A 14342-nucleotide genomic window follows, 5' to 3' on the forward strand; every position below is an offset into this window, starting at 1 on the left:
TGCCCCCGCAGTCGTAAGGTTCTCGGCATGAAGACCTGGGTTCCGTCCGAATCGGTGGCAGCTGCACTTTCCGACCTTCCCGGCATCGAATGTGCCGTCTACAACAGCACGACTCCGATGCCCGAGGGGGTGGAGGAGGTCGAGGTCTGGGTTCCGCCGCTGGTCACGGTGCCCGACGTGCCGGGGACGCTGGCCAGGATGACCTCGTTGCGGCTGGTGCAGACGGTGACGGCCGGTGTGGAGCCGTACCGTCCGCACATGCCGGAGGGCGCGGTGCTGTGCAACGCGCGCGGCGTGCACGACGCGGGCACCGCCGAGTGGGCGGTGGGCGCGATGATCGCGGTGCTCAGGGAGTTCCCCGGTTTCGTGGACGCGCAGCGCAGGGGCGAGTGGACCTACCACCACACCGACGTGCTGGCCGACTCGCGCGTGCTGATCGTCGGTTACGGCTCGATCGGGTCGGCGCTCGAGCGCCGGCTGGAGGGGTTCGAGGTGGAGGTCGTCCGGGTGGCGAGGAGGGCGCGCGACGGCGTGCACGCCATGGACGAGCTGCCCGCCCTGCTGCCGGACGCCGACGTGGTGGTGCTGCTGGTGCCGGCCACCCCCGACACCGCCGGCATGGTGGACGCCGCGTTCCTCGCGCGCATGAAGGACGGAGCCGTGCTGGTCAACGCGGCCAGGGGCACGATCGTCGACACCGACGCCCTGGTCGCCGAGCTGAAGACGGGCAGGCTGCGCGCGGCGCTCGACGTGACCGCGCCGGAGCCGCTGCCGGAGGGCCACCCCCTCTGGAGCGCGCCCAACGTGCTGATCACGCCGCACATCGCGGGCAGCACCCCCGCGTCCGAACGGCGGACGCTGCGTCTCATCCGGGCCCAGCTGGAGCGTTACCTCGCCGGTGAAGAGCTGGTCAACGTCATAACCGACGCGTACTGAGAGGATTCCGGAACGTGGCTGGTCCGTGACCTCAGCTGCGTACGGTTACCTTTGCCAGGAGTTCCTGACTCACTGTCAAGGATCTCTTGGCAGCGGCAATTGGTCTGTCTGGTTATCAGATCGGTGACGACATCGGCGTTGTCACCACCCGCGCACCTACGACCGCACACACTGGCAGAGGTGATCGTCCGGGCTTCGGCGGTCGCGGGTGCAGAGTTCGAGACGGGATGGGCAACGACTTGATCCGCTGGCGTGATCCACGGGTGCCGCCGGCCGCCGCGGCGGTGGCAGGCGCGGTGGCGTTCGCCACCGTCCTGCTGGCGCAGGCCCCTGCCACGATCACCGGTGCGGTCGCCGGCGGGCTCGCGGCACTGATCGCCGCGGCCTCCCTGCTGATCGCCTCGGTACGACATGCCGCGACGCACCGCCCCTCGGCGGCGAGCGCCCGCTGGATGGGCGGCGGCGCGGTCATCTGGGCCGCCGGGGTGACCCTGCGGCCGTTCGCCGACGGGTTCGTGGTCAACTTCGCGGACATGTTCGTCCTGCTCGGCACCGTGGTCACGGCCGGCGGCGCGCTGATCGCCGCCGACCGCAGGTTCCCGGCCAGGACGGCTTTACGGCAGCTCACGGACGCCTACCTGTGCGCCGTGTCCCTCCTGCTCATCGGGTGGGTGACGGCGCTGCGGCATGTCTACGCGGAGGCCGCGGACCCGGTCGGGTTCACCCTGGCCATGCTGCCGCCGATGATCGCGCTGCTGGTGACGTGCGCCGTGATCCCCTCGGTGGTCACCAGCAAGGCGCAGTCGTGGCTGCTCGGCCTCGCGGGGCTGGGCGTGCTGGTCACCATGACGGTGGCCGCGGTGGGCTCCGCCGTGGGACGGCTGCTGGAGGGCGAGCCGCAGCTGTGGAGCGTCATGCTCGCGCCGGTCGCGTTCCTGATGCTGGCCGCGGTGCCATGGGGACCGAAGGGCCGGGCGGCGGGCCGTCCCGCCGTGGGCCACGCGGTGGGCCTCGCGCCGCTGGTGCTGGTCGCGGTGGCGGTCTGTTCGATGGCGGCCCATCAGATGGGCAGCCATCCCGACCCGCCCAACGCGGGCGTCGCGGCGCTCAGCGCCTCGGCCGTGCTGCTCCTGCTGGTGCGCCTGTTCGTCGCCTCGGCCACCAACCTGCGCCTGCGCGGCCAGGTCAAGCTGGGCCGCCGCCAGCTCATGGACCTGGCGGAGAGCACCGGCGACGTGGTGTTCACCTGCGACTACCAGGGCGTCGTACGGGAGATCGGCGCCGGCGTCGAGGCGACGTACGGCTACAAGCCCGCCGACGTCGTGGGCGGCTCGATCTTCGACTACATCCACCCGGAGGACGTGCCGGGCATCCAGGTCGCCATGCGCGCCCTGACGCTCGACGACGAGGCGGCGGCCACGCCGGGCGCCTGCCTGATCGCCTGCCGGGTACGCGCGGCCGACGGCACCTGGCGGCCCACCGAGTCGGTGGCCACCCGCCAGGTCGGCGGCGACGAGCTGATGCTGGTCACCACGCGCGACGTGAGCGACGAGGAGGCCCTGCGCAACCAGGTGGCCCACCTGACCTTCCACGACGGCGTGACGGGGCTGCCGAACCGCGCCTACTTCGAGGAGCGCACCAGGGAGGTGCTGTCGGGCCGCACGTCGGGCAACGTCGCGGTGATCTTCCTTGACCTCGACGGCTTCACCTCCGTCAACGACTCGGTGGGGCACGCCAGCGGCGACTACCTGCTCGGGCAGGCGGCACGCAGGCTGCGCAGCGCCGTACGCGCCGACGACACGCTGGCCCGCTGGGGCGGCGACGAGTTCGCGGTGCTGGTGGAGACCGGCGGCGAGGCGCAGGTGGCGGTCGATCTGGCCGAGCGGCTGGTACGCGCGGTCTCGCAGGAGCCGTTCCGGGTGGCCGACCGCGACGTGGCGCTGACGGCGAGCGTCGGGGTGGCCTTCACCGAGGAGGGCATGCCCGCCGGCGACCTCATGCGCAACGCCGACGTCGCCATGGCGCGCTCCAAAGAGCTGGGCGGACGCCGGGTCGAGGTGTTCGCCGCGCAGATGCACGCCGACGTGGTGCGCCGCCTGGAGCTGGCGGCCGACCTGCAGCGGGCGCTGATCGAGCAGCAGTTCGCCATCGAGTACCAGCCGGTGGTGGACCTCGCGACGTCGCGGGTGACCGCGATGGAGGCGCTGGTGCGGTGGTGGCGCGGCTCGGTGTTCGTGCCGCCCGAGCAGTTCCTGGGCCCGGCCGAGGACACCGGGCTGATCGTGCCGCTGAGCGAGTGGATTCTGCGCGAGTCGTGCAGGGAGGTGGCGGCCTGGCGGGCCTCGTCGTGGGACATCGGGCTGTCGCTGAACCTGTCGGCGCGGCAGATCATGGCGCCCAGGTTCGTCGAGACGGTCGAGGAGGCGCTGCGCGAGAGCGGCCTTCCCGCCTCGTCGCTCACGCTCGAAGTGATCGAGGAGATGCTGGTCGAGGACGCCGAGGAGACGATCAAGCGGCTGTCGGAGCTGCGCTCGCTCGGCGTGCGGCTGGCCATCGACGACTTCGGCACCGGCTACGCCTCGCTGGCCTTCCTGCGCCAGCTCCCCGTGGACATGATCAAGATCGACCCGTCGTTCGTGTCGGGGCTCGGCAAGGACGACACGCTGACCCTGCTCACCCGCACGATCGTGCAGCTCGGGCACGACCTCGGGCTTATCGTGGTGGCCGAGGGGATCGAGCGTCCCGAGCAGCTCGAACTGCTCAAGCAGATGGGCTGCACGAGGGGGCAGGGCTTCCTGGTGGCGCGGCCGATGGCGGCGCGCGGCGTCGACTCGCTCATGCGGACGAGTCTCACTGTTTGAGACATGTGTCCACCAAGTTGACACCGGGGCGTTCGGAGCGGCTATCGTGTAGGCCATGCTCCGCAGTGAGATTCTCGTAGTACTTCGCCGGCGCGCAGGCCGATAGCGAAGCACTACGACCTGCGCGCCGCCCCAGACCCACCATTCGGTGGGAAGGGGCATTTTTTATGTCCTTAAGCGAGTAGCCACGCAAGGAACGAGCCGATGACCGAACGGATGACAGGTGCACAGGCCCTGGTCAGGGCACTGGAGCACGTCGGAGTCGACATAGTGTTCGGGATCCCGGGCGGTGCCATTCTCCCGGCCTACGATCCCCTCTACGACTCGACCAAGGTCCGGCACGTGCTCGTACGCCACGAGCAGGGTGCGGGTCACGCGGCCGAGGGCTACGCGCAGGCCACCGGCAAGGTCGGGGTGTGCATGGCGACCAGCGGCCCAGGTGCCACGAATTTGGTGACACCGCTGGCCGACGCGTTCATGGACTCGGTGCCGATCGTGGCGATCACGGGACAGGTGGCCTCGCCCATGATCGGCACCGATGCTTTTCAGGAAGCCGACATCTCCGGCATCACCATGCCGATCACGAAGCACAACTTCCTGATCACCGAGGCCGGTGACATCGCGCGCACGATCGCGGAGGCGTTCCACATCGCCTCCACGGGACGCCCCGGCCCTGTGCTGGTGGACATCTCGAAGGACGCGCTGCAGGCGGAGACCACGTTCAGCTGGCCGCCCGTCATGCAGCTCCCCGGCTACCGCCCGGTCACCAAGCCCCACAGCAAGCAGATCCGCGAGGCGGCCAAGCTCATCGCCGAGTCCCACCGGCCCGTCCTGTACGTCGGCGGCGGCGTCCACAAGGCCCGCGCGTCGGAGGAGCTGCGGGAGCTCGCCGAGCTGACGAACATCCCGGTCGTCACCACCCTGATGGCCCGCGGCACGTTCCCCGACAGCCACCCGCAGCACATGGGCATGCCCGGCATGCACGGCAGCGTCTCGGCGGTCGGCGCGCTGCAGAAGTCCGACCTGATCATCGGCCTGGGCGTGCGCTTCGACGACCGGGTGACCGGCGACCTGTCGACGTTCGCCCCCCACGCCAAGGTCGTGCACGCCGACATCGACCCGGCGGAGATCTCCAAGAACCGCCACGCCGACGTGCCGATCGTGGGCGACGCCAAGGAGGTCATCAGCGACCTCGTCGCGGCGATCAAGGCGTCCGGCCAGAAGGGCGACTACACCGAGTGGTGGAAGCTCCTCAACGGCTACAAGGAGACCTACCCTCTCGGCTACGAGCCGTTCGAGGACGGCTCGCTGGCCCCGCAGTACGTGATGGAGCGGCTGAGCGCCATCGTCGGCCCCGACACCTACTACGTCTCGGGCGTCGGCCAGCACCAGATGTGGGCCTCGCAGTTCATCGACTACGAAAAGCCGGGCACGTTCATCAACTCCGGCGGCCTCGGCACGATGGGCTTCGCCGTCCCGGCCGCGATGGGCGCCAAGATGGGGCGGCCCGACGCCACCGTGTGGGCGATCGACGGCGACGGCTGCTTCCAGATGACCAACCAGGAGCTGGCCACCTGCGCGCTCGAAGGCGTGCCGATCAAGATCGCGGTCATCAACAACGGTAATCTCGGCATGGTCCGCCAGTGGCAGACCCTGTTCTACGACGAGCGTTACTCCAACACCGACCTGCAGACGGTCCGGCGGATCCCGGACTTCGTCAAGCTGGCCGAGGCCTATGGCTGTGTGGGCCTACGATGCGAGCGTCCGGAAGACGTGGACGCCGTGATCAAGAAGGCCATGGAGATCAACGATGTGCCCGTCGTGGTCGACTTCGTCGTCCACCAGGACGCCATGGTCTGGCCCATGGTGGCCGCGGGCACGAGCAACGACGACATCAAGATCGCCCGTGACATGGCGCCGAAGTGGGAGAACGAGGATGACTAGGAGCGGACCCGGCGCGACGACGCAGCGCCCGCGCGGCGCACGAAGGAGGGTGAGCGAGCGATGAGCCGTCACACGCTGTCGGTGCTGGTCGAGAACCGGCCCGGTGTCCTCGCCCGCGTCTCGGCGCTGTTCAGCCGGAGGGGGTTCAACATCGACTCCCTCGCCGTCGGGCCCACCGAGCACGACGACATCTCCCGCATCACGATCGTGGTGAACGTCGAGGAGCTGCCGCTTGAGCAGGTCACGAAGCAGCTCAACAAGCTGGTGAACGTGCTCAAGATCGTCGAGCTGGACCCCGCGCAGTCGGTGCAGCGCGAGCTGATGCTGATCAAGGTCAAGGCCGACGCGGAGAGCCGCTCCCACGTGCTGGAGCTCGTGCAGCTCTTCCGGGCCCGCTGCGTCGACGTGGCGGCCGACGCGGTGACCATCGAGGTCACCGGCACTCCCGACAAGCTTGAGGCGTTCGTCAGGGTCCTCGAGCCGTTCGGGATCAAAGAACTCGTCCAATCGGGCATGGTGGCCATCGGCCGCGGTGCCCGCTCCATCACCGACCGGTCCCTCAGGGCACTGGACCGTACCGCCTGAAAGGTTTTTAGCAAGTGACCGAGATCTACTACGACGACCAGGCCGACCTCTCGATCATCCAGGGACGTCACGTGGCCGTGCTGGGGTACGGCAGCCAGGGCCACGCCCACGCGCTCTCCCTGCGTGACTCGGGTGTCGATGTGCGCGTCGGGCTGCCCGAGGGCTCCAAGAGCCGGGAGAAGGCGGAGAACGACGGCCTGCGGGTGCTCACCCCGTCCGAGGCCGTCGAGGAGGCCAACCTCGTGATGATCCTCGCGCCGGACCACGTCCAGCGCGACCTGTACAACCAGCACGTCGCCCCGAACCTGGTGGAGGGTGACGCGCTCTTCTTCGGCCACGGTCTCAACATCCGCTACGGCCTCATCGAGGCGCCGGAGGGCGTCGACGTCTGCATGGTGGCCCCCAAGGGCCCCGGTCACCTCGTGCGCCGCCAGTTCGAGGCCGGCCGCGGCGTTCCGGTGCTCGTGGCCGTCGAGAAGGACGCCTCGGGCAAGGCGCTCGACCTCGCGCTGTCGTACGCCAAGGGCATCGGCGGCACCCGCGCCGGCGCGCTGCGCACCACGTTCAAGGAGGAGACCGAGACCGACCTGTTCGGCGAGCAGGCCGTGCTGTGCGGCGGCGTCTCCGAGCTGATCAAGGCCGGTTTCGACACGCTCATCGAGGCGGGCTACCAGCCCGAGGTCGCCTACTTCGAGTGCCTGCACGAGATGAAGCTGATCGTCGACCTCATGTACGAGGGCGGCATCTCCAAGATGTACTGGTCGGTCTCCGACACCGCCGAGTACGGCGGCTACACCCGCGGCCCGCGCGTGATCAACGACCAGACCCGCGAGGAGATGCGCCGCATCCTGGGCGAGATCCAGGACGGCAGCTTCGCCCGCCAGCTCGTCAGCGAGTTCGACAGCGGCCAGAAGGAGTTCAAGCGCTACCGCGAGGAGCTCGCCGAGGACGCGATCGAGAAGACGGGCGCCAAGCTGCGCCCGATGATGAGCTGGCTCAAGGGCTGAGAAGGGGCGGCCGGCGCGGGGTGGCTGACGCCTGAGCCTCGCCGGCCTCACCAAGCGCCGTCAAGCGCCTTGCGCGCGGGGCCACGCGCCCGGCGATGTCGCCGGGCCTTGGCGCCCGGTCTTACCGCCGGGCCCGCGAGCGGCCCGCCGGTGGCCCGCGGGTGGCCTCGTGAAACCGCTGAGCGCGGCGGGCGAGGGGGAGAACCCCTCGCCCGCCGCGCTTTTTCGTGCCCGCTCGCGCCGGACCACGGAGAGGTGAAGTCGTCACATGCCAGAGATTCCTGCCGCGCTTACGGCCCGCCTGAGGTCGTCGAAGCTGCACGACGTCGCCACGCCCGCGCCCGGCGATGGCGGGGCGCTGGTCAGAGCGCGCGCCGCCGCGGTCAACCCGGGTGACCGGCACCTGATGCGCGACAGCCCGTCCGTCTTCCGCGCCGTCGCCGGCCTGACCCGGCCGAAGGACCTCACGCTGGGCAACGACTTCGCGGGCGATGCCGAGGCGGTGGGCAAGGGCGTCAGCGTGCCGGCCGGGCGACCGGGTCTTCGGGTGCCGCAGGGGCGCGTTCGCCGAGCGCGTCACCGTGCCCGCCGGCGGCCCGCTGGCCGCGATGCCGCCGGGGCTGATACGAGCAGGCGGCTCTCGCGCCGGGCGGCGCGCTGATCCCCGACAGCGGGTCGGACGGCCGCCGGCTGGGCCCTGCGGGGCGGATGGTGGCGGGGCACCTCACCTCGCGGTTCGCTGGCCACCGCTTCGTCACGTTCGTCACCAGCGAGAACGCCGCCGACCTCGCGACGCCGCGCGGGCCGGTCGCGTCAGGGGCGATCACCCCGGGCATCGATCGCACCTGTCCGCTGGAGGAGGCCGCCGCGGCGATCGCCCAGGTGGAGGGCGGTCACGCCGGCGGCAAGGTGCTCGTTCTCCGGAAGTCGAGTTATTACGTCTTTACGGCGATATATCGTTCGATATAGCATCCGAGGCATGATGAACGCGCGCCGCAATCCGGGCGCGGGCGGGCTCGGCCCCACGGGCCGCTTCTTCGGGCCAGGCGAGCTGCGCCTGGCCGTGCTCGCCCTGATCGCCGAGCAGCCCGGTCACGGTTACCAGGTCATGACCCGTCTCGCCGACCGCTTCAACGGCACCTACGAGCCCAGCGCCGGCTCCATCTACCCCACGCTCCAGCTCCTGGAGGACGAGGGTCTCGTCCGTGCCGAGGCCGGAGGGGGTCGCAGGGTGTACCACGCCACCGAGGAGGGCCTGCGGGTCGCTGAGGAGCAGCGGGAGGAGATCGAGCGGCTGTGGGGCCGCGCGGCCAGCAGGGGCCAGTGGGGGATGTTCGGCGAGCCAGAGGCCGCCGAGATCATCGGCCCCGCGCTGCGCCTGGTCAAGGCGGCGGTGAAGACGCTCGCGCACGCCCACGGCGACTCCCGGGTGATCGAGGGCGTGCTGGAGGTGTTCACGGACGCCCGCCGCAGGATCGAGGAGCTCGACCCGAAGCGGAGGTCGTCATGAGGCATCCGCTCGCCCGCCGCCTGCCCGATCCGAAACGGAGGTCGTCATGAGCCGCCCGCTCGCCCGCAGGTTGCTCGACCCGTGGCTCGTCAAGGGACGGGTCGCCGAGACCGAGCAGGTCGCGCCGCGCATGCGGCGCATCAGGATCGCCGGTGCCGGCATCGCCGGCCTGAGCTGGACTCCGGGCCGGCACGTACGGGTGCTCGTCGGCGGCGGGAGCGTGCTCGGCGGCGTGCTGCGGACGTACTCGGTCTGGCGGCTCGACCCCGAGCGGGAGTCGATCGAGCTGATCGGGTACGACCACGGCGGCGACGCGCCAGGTACCACCTGGGTCAGGAGCGTCGAGCCCGGCCATGAGGTCGCCTTCACCCGCCCGGAAGGCGCCTTCGTGTTGTGTCCCGATGCCCCGTACCACCTGTTCGCGGGGGAGGAGACGGCCTCGGTGGCGTTCGGGGCGATGCTGCGGGCGCTGCCCGAGGACGCCAGGGTCTACGGGGCCGTGGAGGCCGAGGGGCCGGGCGACCACCTCGACCTGCCGGGCGGCCTGGTCACGGTGTGCAGGAACGGCGCTCCGGCGGCCTCGTCCGAGACCCTGCTGGAGGCGGTCAGGAAGCTGGACCTGCCGGACGAGCCGGGCGTGGCCTACCTGGCGGGTGAGGCCCGCACCATCCAGGCGATCCGCGCTCACCTGGTGACAGAGCGCGGCTGGCAGCGCAGGGACGTGCGGACGAAGCCCTTCTGGACGCCCGGCAGGAGGGGGATGGACTGACCGCATCGCGCTCCTCCCCGGTGTCGCCGCGCCCGCTGGGCGTGATAAAAATACCGGTATAGTTATCGACGAGGAGGGGCCGTGATCGAGCTCAAGTCAGCCGGGGAGATAGCCGCGATGCGCGAGGCGGGCCGGGTCGTGGCCGCCGTGCACGCGGCGACGCGGGAGCAGGCCGGCGTCGGAGTGACGCTGAAGCACCTGGACGAGGTGGCCAGGACCGTCATCGAGGAGGCGGGGGCTGGGGCGTCGTTCTTCGGCTACCACCCGTCGTTCGGTGCGACGCCCTATCCGGGCGTCATCTGCACCTCCGTCAACGGGGTGATGCTGCACGGCCTGCCGACGCCGTACCGGCTGCGCGACGGCGACCTGATCAGCATCGACTGCGCGGCGTTCGTCGAGGGCTGGCACGCCGACGGCACGGTGAGCTTCACCGTCGGCACGCCGCGCGACGAGGACCTCAAGCTCATCAGGGTCGCCGAGGAGACGCTCGCCGCGGGCATCGAAGCGGCCCGGCCCGGCAACAAGCTGGGCGACATCGGTCACGCGATGGCCACGGTCGGCCGCGGCGCCGGTTACGGCATGCAGAACGACTTCGGCGGCCACGGCATCGGCCGGGCCATGCACGAGTCGCCGTTCGTGCCCAACGTGGCACCTCGTGGGCGCGGGCTGCGGCTGCGGCCCGGCCTGGTCATCGCGATCGAGCCCAGCCTGATGGCCGGTGGCCGCGACGACTACTACATGGCCGACGACGGCTGGTCGGTGTGCTCGGGCGACGGCAGCAGGAGCGTTCACGTCGAGCACACGGTCGCCATCACGGAGGACGGACCGGTCGTGCTGACTTGTCCGTGAAACCCCGCTTGTACGGGCTCGGCGGGCCCCGCGGGCCGGTCATGGACGGGCAAGCTCAAAGGCCGCCCGCGTTCAGCGCGGCACACTGATTCGTCAAGTAAGGCGACCGAGGGTATCCGTTCGGCCAGACGCCGTATTCGGCCTGGTCAACAGCGAAAATATGGGCGTTTGTCGAACTTGGGCGAGGGGCAGATCTTCCTCCGGTAGCTACGGAGAGTAGTCGAGAGGTATCAGGGGAAACACTATGTATCGCAAGGGACTCGTCCTGGCCGGGCTCGTCGGCGGGATGGTCATGTTCGGAGGTTCCGCGCTCGCCGCGTCGCCCGTCGTCACGGCCGAGTCGTCTCAGGCTCGCATCCTTCCTGGCCCGAACCACGGCAAGGATGCCACATGGGACTTCGGCGAGTGGAACAACTTCGGTGAGGACAACGACTTCCTCGACCTGGACCTCCTGAACCAGCTCCTCTCGCGCGTGCTGAGCGCCTGACGAGAAACGGACGCACAAGGGGCCCGCCCAGCCGAGGGCGGGCCCCTTCGCCTTGTCCCTGGAGTGGCTTCAGCCCTCGTACGCGAACGACGCCTCGAAGGAGTTGCGCGCGATCGCGTCGAGCTGCTCCTCGCTCAGCCCCAGCTCCCGCCGCAACGCGGCGTAGTTGTCCTCCACGTAGCCGCCGAAGTAGGCCGGGTCGTCGGAGTTGACGGTCACCAGCAGGCCCTCGTCCAGCATCGCGGGCAGGATGTGGTCGCGCAGCGACGGCACCACGCGCAGCCGCACGTTCGACAGCGGGCACACCGTCAGCGGGATCCGCTCCTCCCGTAGCCTGGCCACGAGCTGCGGATCCTCCATCGCCCTGATGCCGTGGTCCACCCGCTCGACGCGCAGCACGTCGAGCGCCTCCCACACGTAGTCGGGCCCGCCTTCCTCGCCCGCGTGCGCCACCCGGTGCAGCCCCTCGCCCCCGGCGATCTCGAACACCCGGCGGAACAGCGACGGCGGATGCCCCACCTCCGCCGAGTCCAGCCCCACCCCGATGAAGTGCTCCCGGTACGGCAGCGCCGCCCGCAGCACCTGCTCGGCCTCCTCCGGCCCCCGATCGCGGAGGAAGCACAGGATGAGCGCCGCCGAAAGAGGGCCGTCCTTGAGCGCGGCGGACAGCCCGCCGAAGACGACGTCAAGCGGCACGCCCCTGCTCAGATGCGCCTGCGGGTCGAAGAAGATCTCCGCGTGCCGCACCCCCTGGGCGGCCGCCCTGCGCAGGTAGGCGGCGGCCAGGTCGTAGAAGTCCTGCTCGGCGCGGAGCACGGCGAGGTTCTCGTAGTACACGTCCAGGAACGACTGCAGGTTCGCGAACGAGTACCGCGCGCGGATGGCCTCCACGTCGTACGTCGGCAGCTCGATCCGGTTACGCCTGGCCAGCTCGACGACGAGCTCCGGTTCGAGGGTGCCCTCGATGTGCAGGTGGAGTTCCGCTTTGGGACGCATGCCCACGAGTAAACAGGACCTGTCAGGGCCTAGGTATCGTGCGAACCTCTGAACTCTCACGTGTTGACCTGGCATAACATCAGATTTCATGAGGCTGGAGGATCTGCTGGCACGCGAGGACCTGCGGCTGACGCTGGTGACGGGCTCCGACGCGCTCGGCAGAGAGATCCTCAGGGCCTATCCGACGGACCTGCCCGATCCCCGCCGCTACCTGCGCTCCGGTGACCTCGTGCTGACCAGCGGCGTCTGGTACTCCGAGCCTTCCGACTGCGAGCGCTTCGCCGACGCGCTGTGGGCGAGCGACGCCGCCGGCCTGGTCGTCGGCCTGGTCGTGCTCGGCGAGCTGCCGGCCGAGCTGGTCGAGGCGTGCGAGCGGCGCCGCCTGCCGCTTCTGCTCGCCGCCCCCGACCAGGCGTTCGGCGCGATCACCGAGGTGGTGACCGCCGAGGGCTTCGCCGCCGAGCAGCGCAGGGCCGAGCGGGCCAGGGCGCAGACCCTGCTCGACGTGCTCGGCCGCATACCGCCCGGCGAGGTATCCGCCCACTTGCGGCTGCTCGGCGCCGACCCGGGATTGCCCACTGCTGCCATGGCGGTGACGCTGACCGGCGGCCCCGAGCTGGATCTGCCCGAGCTGCTGCACGAGGGTCTGGCGAGGAAGGGCCGCCACCTGATCGTCGGCGGCACCCCGGACGAGGCGATCGTGCTGGTCAACGGCCGCGCCTCGCGCAAGAGCCTGGCCGACGAGCTGCGCGCGCTGATCGCCGGCCGCCCCGGCACCAGCATCGCCGCCGGGATCAGCGAGATGGCGGCCAGCGTCTCGCAGCTCGGCGAGGCGCTGGAGACGGCCAGGCGCGGCATGGAGTCGGCGCGCGGCGGCCCGGGCCCCGTCTCGATCATGTCGCTGGCCGACATCGACAGCTTCGACATGCTGCTCGCCGCGCTGCCCGCCGCGACCCGCCGCTCGTTCCGCGACCACCTGCTCGGCCCCGTCGAGGAGTACGACGCCCGCCACGGCTCCGAGCTGCTGCGCACGCTGGACACGTTCCTGGAGACGTGCGGCTCCTGGCAGCGCACCGCCGACGAGCTGTACGTGCACGTCAACACCCTGCGCTACCGGATGCAGCGCATCGAGGAGCTGACCGGGCGGCGCATGTCGTCGATGCGCGACCGTACGGACCTGTATCTCGCCCTGCGCTCAGGGCAGGGCTCAGGGCAGCCGGCCCGCGACGACGCGGCCCCGTGACACCACGGCCACGATGTTCTCCGCGGCCAGGTCCTCGATGTTCTCCCACGGGCGGCCGCGCAGCACGATCAGGTCGGCGCCCAGGCCCTCCTTGATCCGGCCCACCGGCATGCCGAGCGCGTCGGCGGCGTCGGAGGTTGCCGCGCGCAGCGCCGACTCCGCGTCCATGCCGAGGATGCGCGTCATGCGGACGACCTCGGCGAGCTGGTCGCCGAACTGCACGTGGTGGCCGTTGGCGTCGGTGCCGAGCACGAACCGCACGCCCAGCGCGGCGGCCTGGGCGAGCAGCACGTCACGGGTGGCGACCAGCTCGGCTGCCTTGGCCTTGGCCTGCGGCGTCACCGGCACCCGGCCCTCGGCGATGGCCTCGTTGATGAGCAGCGTGGGCGCCACAGGCGTGCCCCTGGCGGCCAGCGTCTCGGCCAGGTCGCGGCTGAGCAGCGTGCCGTGCTCGATGGAGTCGACGCCCTCCTCGACGGCCACGCGGATGCCCTCTTCCGAGTGGGCGTGCGCGGCGACCGGCATGCCGAGCGCGTGCGCCTCGTCGATCACGGCCCTGATCTCGTCGCGGGTGTAGTTGCGCCAGGCGTTCTTATCGCCCATGGACAGCACGCCGCCGCTGGTCGTGAGCTTGATGCCGTCCATGCCGGCCCTGGCCCAGGTGCGCACGAGCTTGCGGCACTCGTCGGGCCCGTCGGCCACCGGCTTCCTGAGCGGCGACGGCACGGCGGGCGGCACGAACAGGTCGTTGTGCCCGGCGGTCATCCCCACCACGCCGTGCACCAGGATGCGCGGCCCGGGCAGCACCCCGGCGTCGAAGACCCGCCGCAGCGCGACCTGCGCCTCGTCGCCCGCGAGGTCGCGCAGCGTGGTGACGCCGTGGCGCATGGCCTTCTGGGCGTGCGCGACGCCGTGCAGCACCTGCTCGTCGCGGGTGGTGGTGAGCGGCCAGGTGGCGAAGTCGGGCGGCTCGCCGTCTCCGGCGTAGCCGACCAGGTGGACGTGCGTGTCGACCAGGCCGGGCAGCACGCACAGGTCGGCGTGTCCGGCGGGGGCGGCGTCGATGCCGGTGATCCGGTCGGGCTCCCATGTCAGGTCGACCGGGCCGCGGAATTCGGTACCGTCCCAAAGGGGGATTCCGTCGAGTCTCATCTT

Annotated in this window: 13 protein-coding genes and 1 pseudogene; 12 read left to right on the forward strand and 2 right to left on the reverse strand. The window is 70.7% G+C overall.

The window, feature by feature from the left end; genetic code table 11:
* The first annotated feature begins 27 nt into the window (after positions 1 to 27).
* From WBK31_RS00895 to WBK31_RS00945, 11 genes and pseudogenes are all read left to right on the forward strand, one after another.
* Positions 28 to 936, forward strand: coding sequence for a 2-hydroxyacid dehydrogenase (locus WBK31_RS00895; protein WP_406674183.1), 909 nt, complete (start codon positions 28 to 30; stop codon positions 934 to 936).
* A gap of 227 nt (positions 937 to 1163) precedes the next feature.
* Positions 1164 to 3797: a putative bifunctional diguanylate cyclase/phosphodiesterase gene (locus WBK31_RS00900; RefSeq protein WP_406674184.1), complete on the forward strand. Its 2634-nt coding sequence runs from the start codon at positions 1164 to 1166 to the stop codon at positions 3795 to 3797.
* A 198-nt stretch (positions 3798 to 3995) separates the two neighbouring features.
* Positions 3996 to 5741 (forward strand): annotated as a pseudogene (locus WBK31_RS00905) (acetolactate synthase large subunit); the annotation flags it as partial.
* A gap of 60 nt (positions 5742 to 5801) precedes the next feature.
* Positions 5802 to 6326, forward strand: a complete 525-nt coding sequence (ilvN, locus tag WBK31_RS00910; RefSeq protein WP_364059039.1) for an acetolactate synthase small subunit — start codon at positions 5802 to 5804, stop codon at positions 6324 to 6326.
* A gap of 23 nt (positions 6327 to 6349) precedes the next feature.
* Positions 6350 to 7333 (forward strand): ketol-acid reductoisomerase, encoded by a 984-nt coding sequence (gene ilvC / locus WBK31_RS00915; protein WP_364059576.1) that lies wholly within the window; start codon positions 6350 to 6352, stop codon positions 7331 to 7333.
* Between the two features lie 268 nt (positions 7334 to 7601).
* The gene (locus WBK31_RS00920) at positions 7602 to 7994 is read left to right on the forward strand and encodes an alcohol dehydrogenase catalytic domain-containing protein (protein ID WP_378785022.1); all 393 of its coding nucleotides are present in this window, start codon (positions 7602 to 7604) and stop codon (positions 7992 to 7994) included.
* 29 nt (positions 7995 to 8023) lie between these two features.
* Positions 8024 to 8302, forward strand: coding sequence for a zinc-binding dehydrogenase (locus tag WBK31_RS00925; protein WP_406675435.1), 279 nt, complete (start codon positions 8024 to 8026; stop codon positions 8300 to 8302).
* A gap of 10 nt (positions 8303 to 8312) precedes the next feature.
* Positions 8313 to 8843, forward strand: a complete 531-nt coding sequence (locus WBK31_RS00930; RefSeq protein ID WP_364059033.1) for a PadR family transcriptional regulator — start codon at positions 8313 to 8315, stop codon at positions 8841 to 8843.
* 46 nt (positions 8844 to 8889) lie between these two features.
* Positions 8890 to 9612: a siderophore-interacting protein gene (locus WBK31_RS00935; RefSeq protein WP_364059030.1), complete on the forward strand. Its 723-nt coding sequence runs from the start codon at positions 8890 to 8892 to the stop codon at positions 9610 to 9612.
* 81 nt (positions 9613 to 9693) lie between these two features.
* The gene (map, locus tag WBK31_RS00940; protein ID WP_364059027.1) at positions 9694 to 10461 is read left to right on the forward strand and encodes a type I methionyl aminopeptidase; all 768 of its coding nucleotides are present in this window, start codon (positions 9694 to 9696) and stop codon (positions 10459 to 10461) included.
* Positions 10462 to 10705: 244 nt separating this feature from the next.
* Entirely contained in the window at positions 10706 to 10948 is a 243-nt protein-coding gene (locus WBK31_RS00945; RefSeq protein ID WP_364059024.1) for a hypothetical protein, read from the forward strand.
* Positions 10949 to 11017: 69 nt separating this feature from the next.
* On the opposite strand, the gene WBK31_RS00950 is transcribed toward WBK31_RS00945, so the two are convergent.
* Positions 11018 to 11944, reverse strand: a complete 927-nt coding sequence (locus tag WBK31_RS00950) for an adenosine deaminase (protein ID WP_364059021.1) — start codon at positions 11942 to 11944, stop codon at positions 11018 to 11020.
* An 88-nt stretch (positions 11945 to 12032) separates the two neighbouring features.
* Between WBK31_RS00950 and WBK31_RS00955 the strand changes: the two genes are divergently transcribed.
* Positions 12033 to 13187: a helix-turn-helix domain-containing protein gene (locus WBK31_RS00955; RefSeq protein ID WP_364059018.1), complete on the forward strand. Its 1155-nt coding sequence runs from the start codon at positions 12033 to 12035 to the stop codon at positions 13185 to 13187.
* On the opposite strand, the gene WBK31_RS00960 is transcribed toward WBK31_RS00955, so the two are convergent.
* Positions 13152 to 14339 carry an amidohydrolase family protein gene (locus WBK31_RS00960; protein WP_378785019.1) on the reverse strand — a complete coding sequence of 396 codons (1188 nt, stop codon included), beginning with the start codon at positions 14337 to 14339 and terminating at the stop codon, positions 13152 to 13154. The genes WBK31_RS00955 and WBK31_RS00960 overlap by 36 nt on opposite strands.
* Positions 14340 to 14342 lie beyond the last annotated feature (3 nt).

It is taken from the genome of Nonomuraea sp. N2-4H (genome assembly GCF_045291505.1).
Lineage (GTDB): Bacteria > Actinomycetota > Actinomycetes > Streptosporangiales > Streptosporangiaceae > Nonomuraea > Nonomuraea fastidiosa.

What these genes read in the sequence shown, in the direction of transcription:
- WBK31_RS00920 (WP_378785022.1), top strand. Translation starts at nt 7,602, where the DNA reads ATGCCAGAGATTCCTGCCGCGCTTACGGCCCGCCTGAGGTCGTCGAAG.
- WBK31_RS00900 (WP_406674184.1), top strand. Translation starts at nt 1,164, where the DNA reads ATGGGCAACGACTTGATCCGCTGGCGTGATCCACGGGTGCCGCCGGCC.
- WBK31_RS00895 (WP_406674183.1), top strand. Translation starts at nt 28, where the DNA reads ATGAAGACCTGGGTTCCGTCCGAATCGGTGGCAGCTGCACTTTCCGAC.
- WBK31_RS00960 (WP_378785019.1), bottom strand. Translation starts at nt 14,339, where the DNA reads ATGAGACTCGACGGAATCCCCCTTTGGGACGGTACCGAATTCCGCGGC.
- WBK31_RS00955 (WP_364059018.1), top strand. Translation starts at nt 12,033, where the DNA reads ATGAGGCTGGAGGATCTGCTGGCACGCGAGGACCTGCGGCTGACGCTG.
- WBK31_RS00950 (WP_364059021.1), bottom strand. Translation starts at nt 11,944, where the DNA reads ATGCGTCCCAAAGCGGAACTCCACCTGCACATCGAGGGCACCCTCGAA.
- WBK31_RS00945 (WP_364059024.1), top strand. Translation starts at nt 10,706, where the DNA reads ATGTATCGCAAGGGACTCGTCCTGGCCGGGCTCGTCGGCGGGATGGTC.
- WBK31_RS00935 (WP_364059030.1), top strand. Translation starts at nt 8,890, where the DNA reads ATGAGCCGCCCGCTCGCCCGCAGGTTGCTCGACCCGTGGCTCGTCAAG.
- ilvN (WP_364059039.1), top strand. Translation starts at nt 5,802, where the DNA reads ATGAGCCGTCACACGCTGTCGGTGCTGGTCGAGAACCGGCCCGGTGTC.
- WBK31_RS00930 (WP_364059033.1), top strand. Translation starts at nt 8,313, where the DNA reads ATGATGAACGCGCGCCGCAATCCGGGCGCGGGCGGGCTCGGCCCCACG.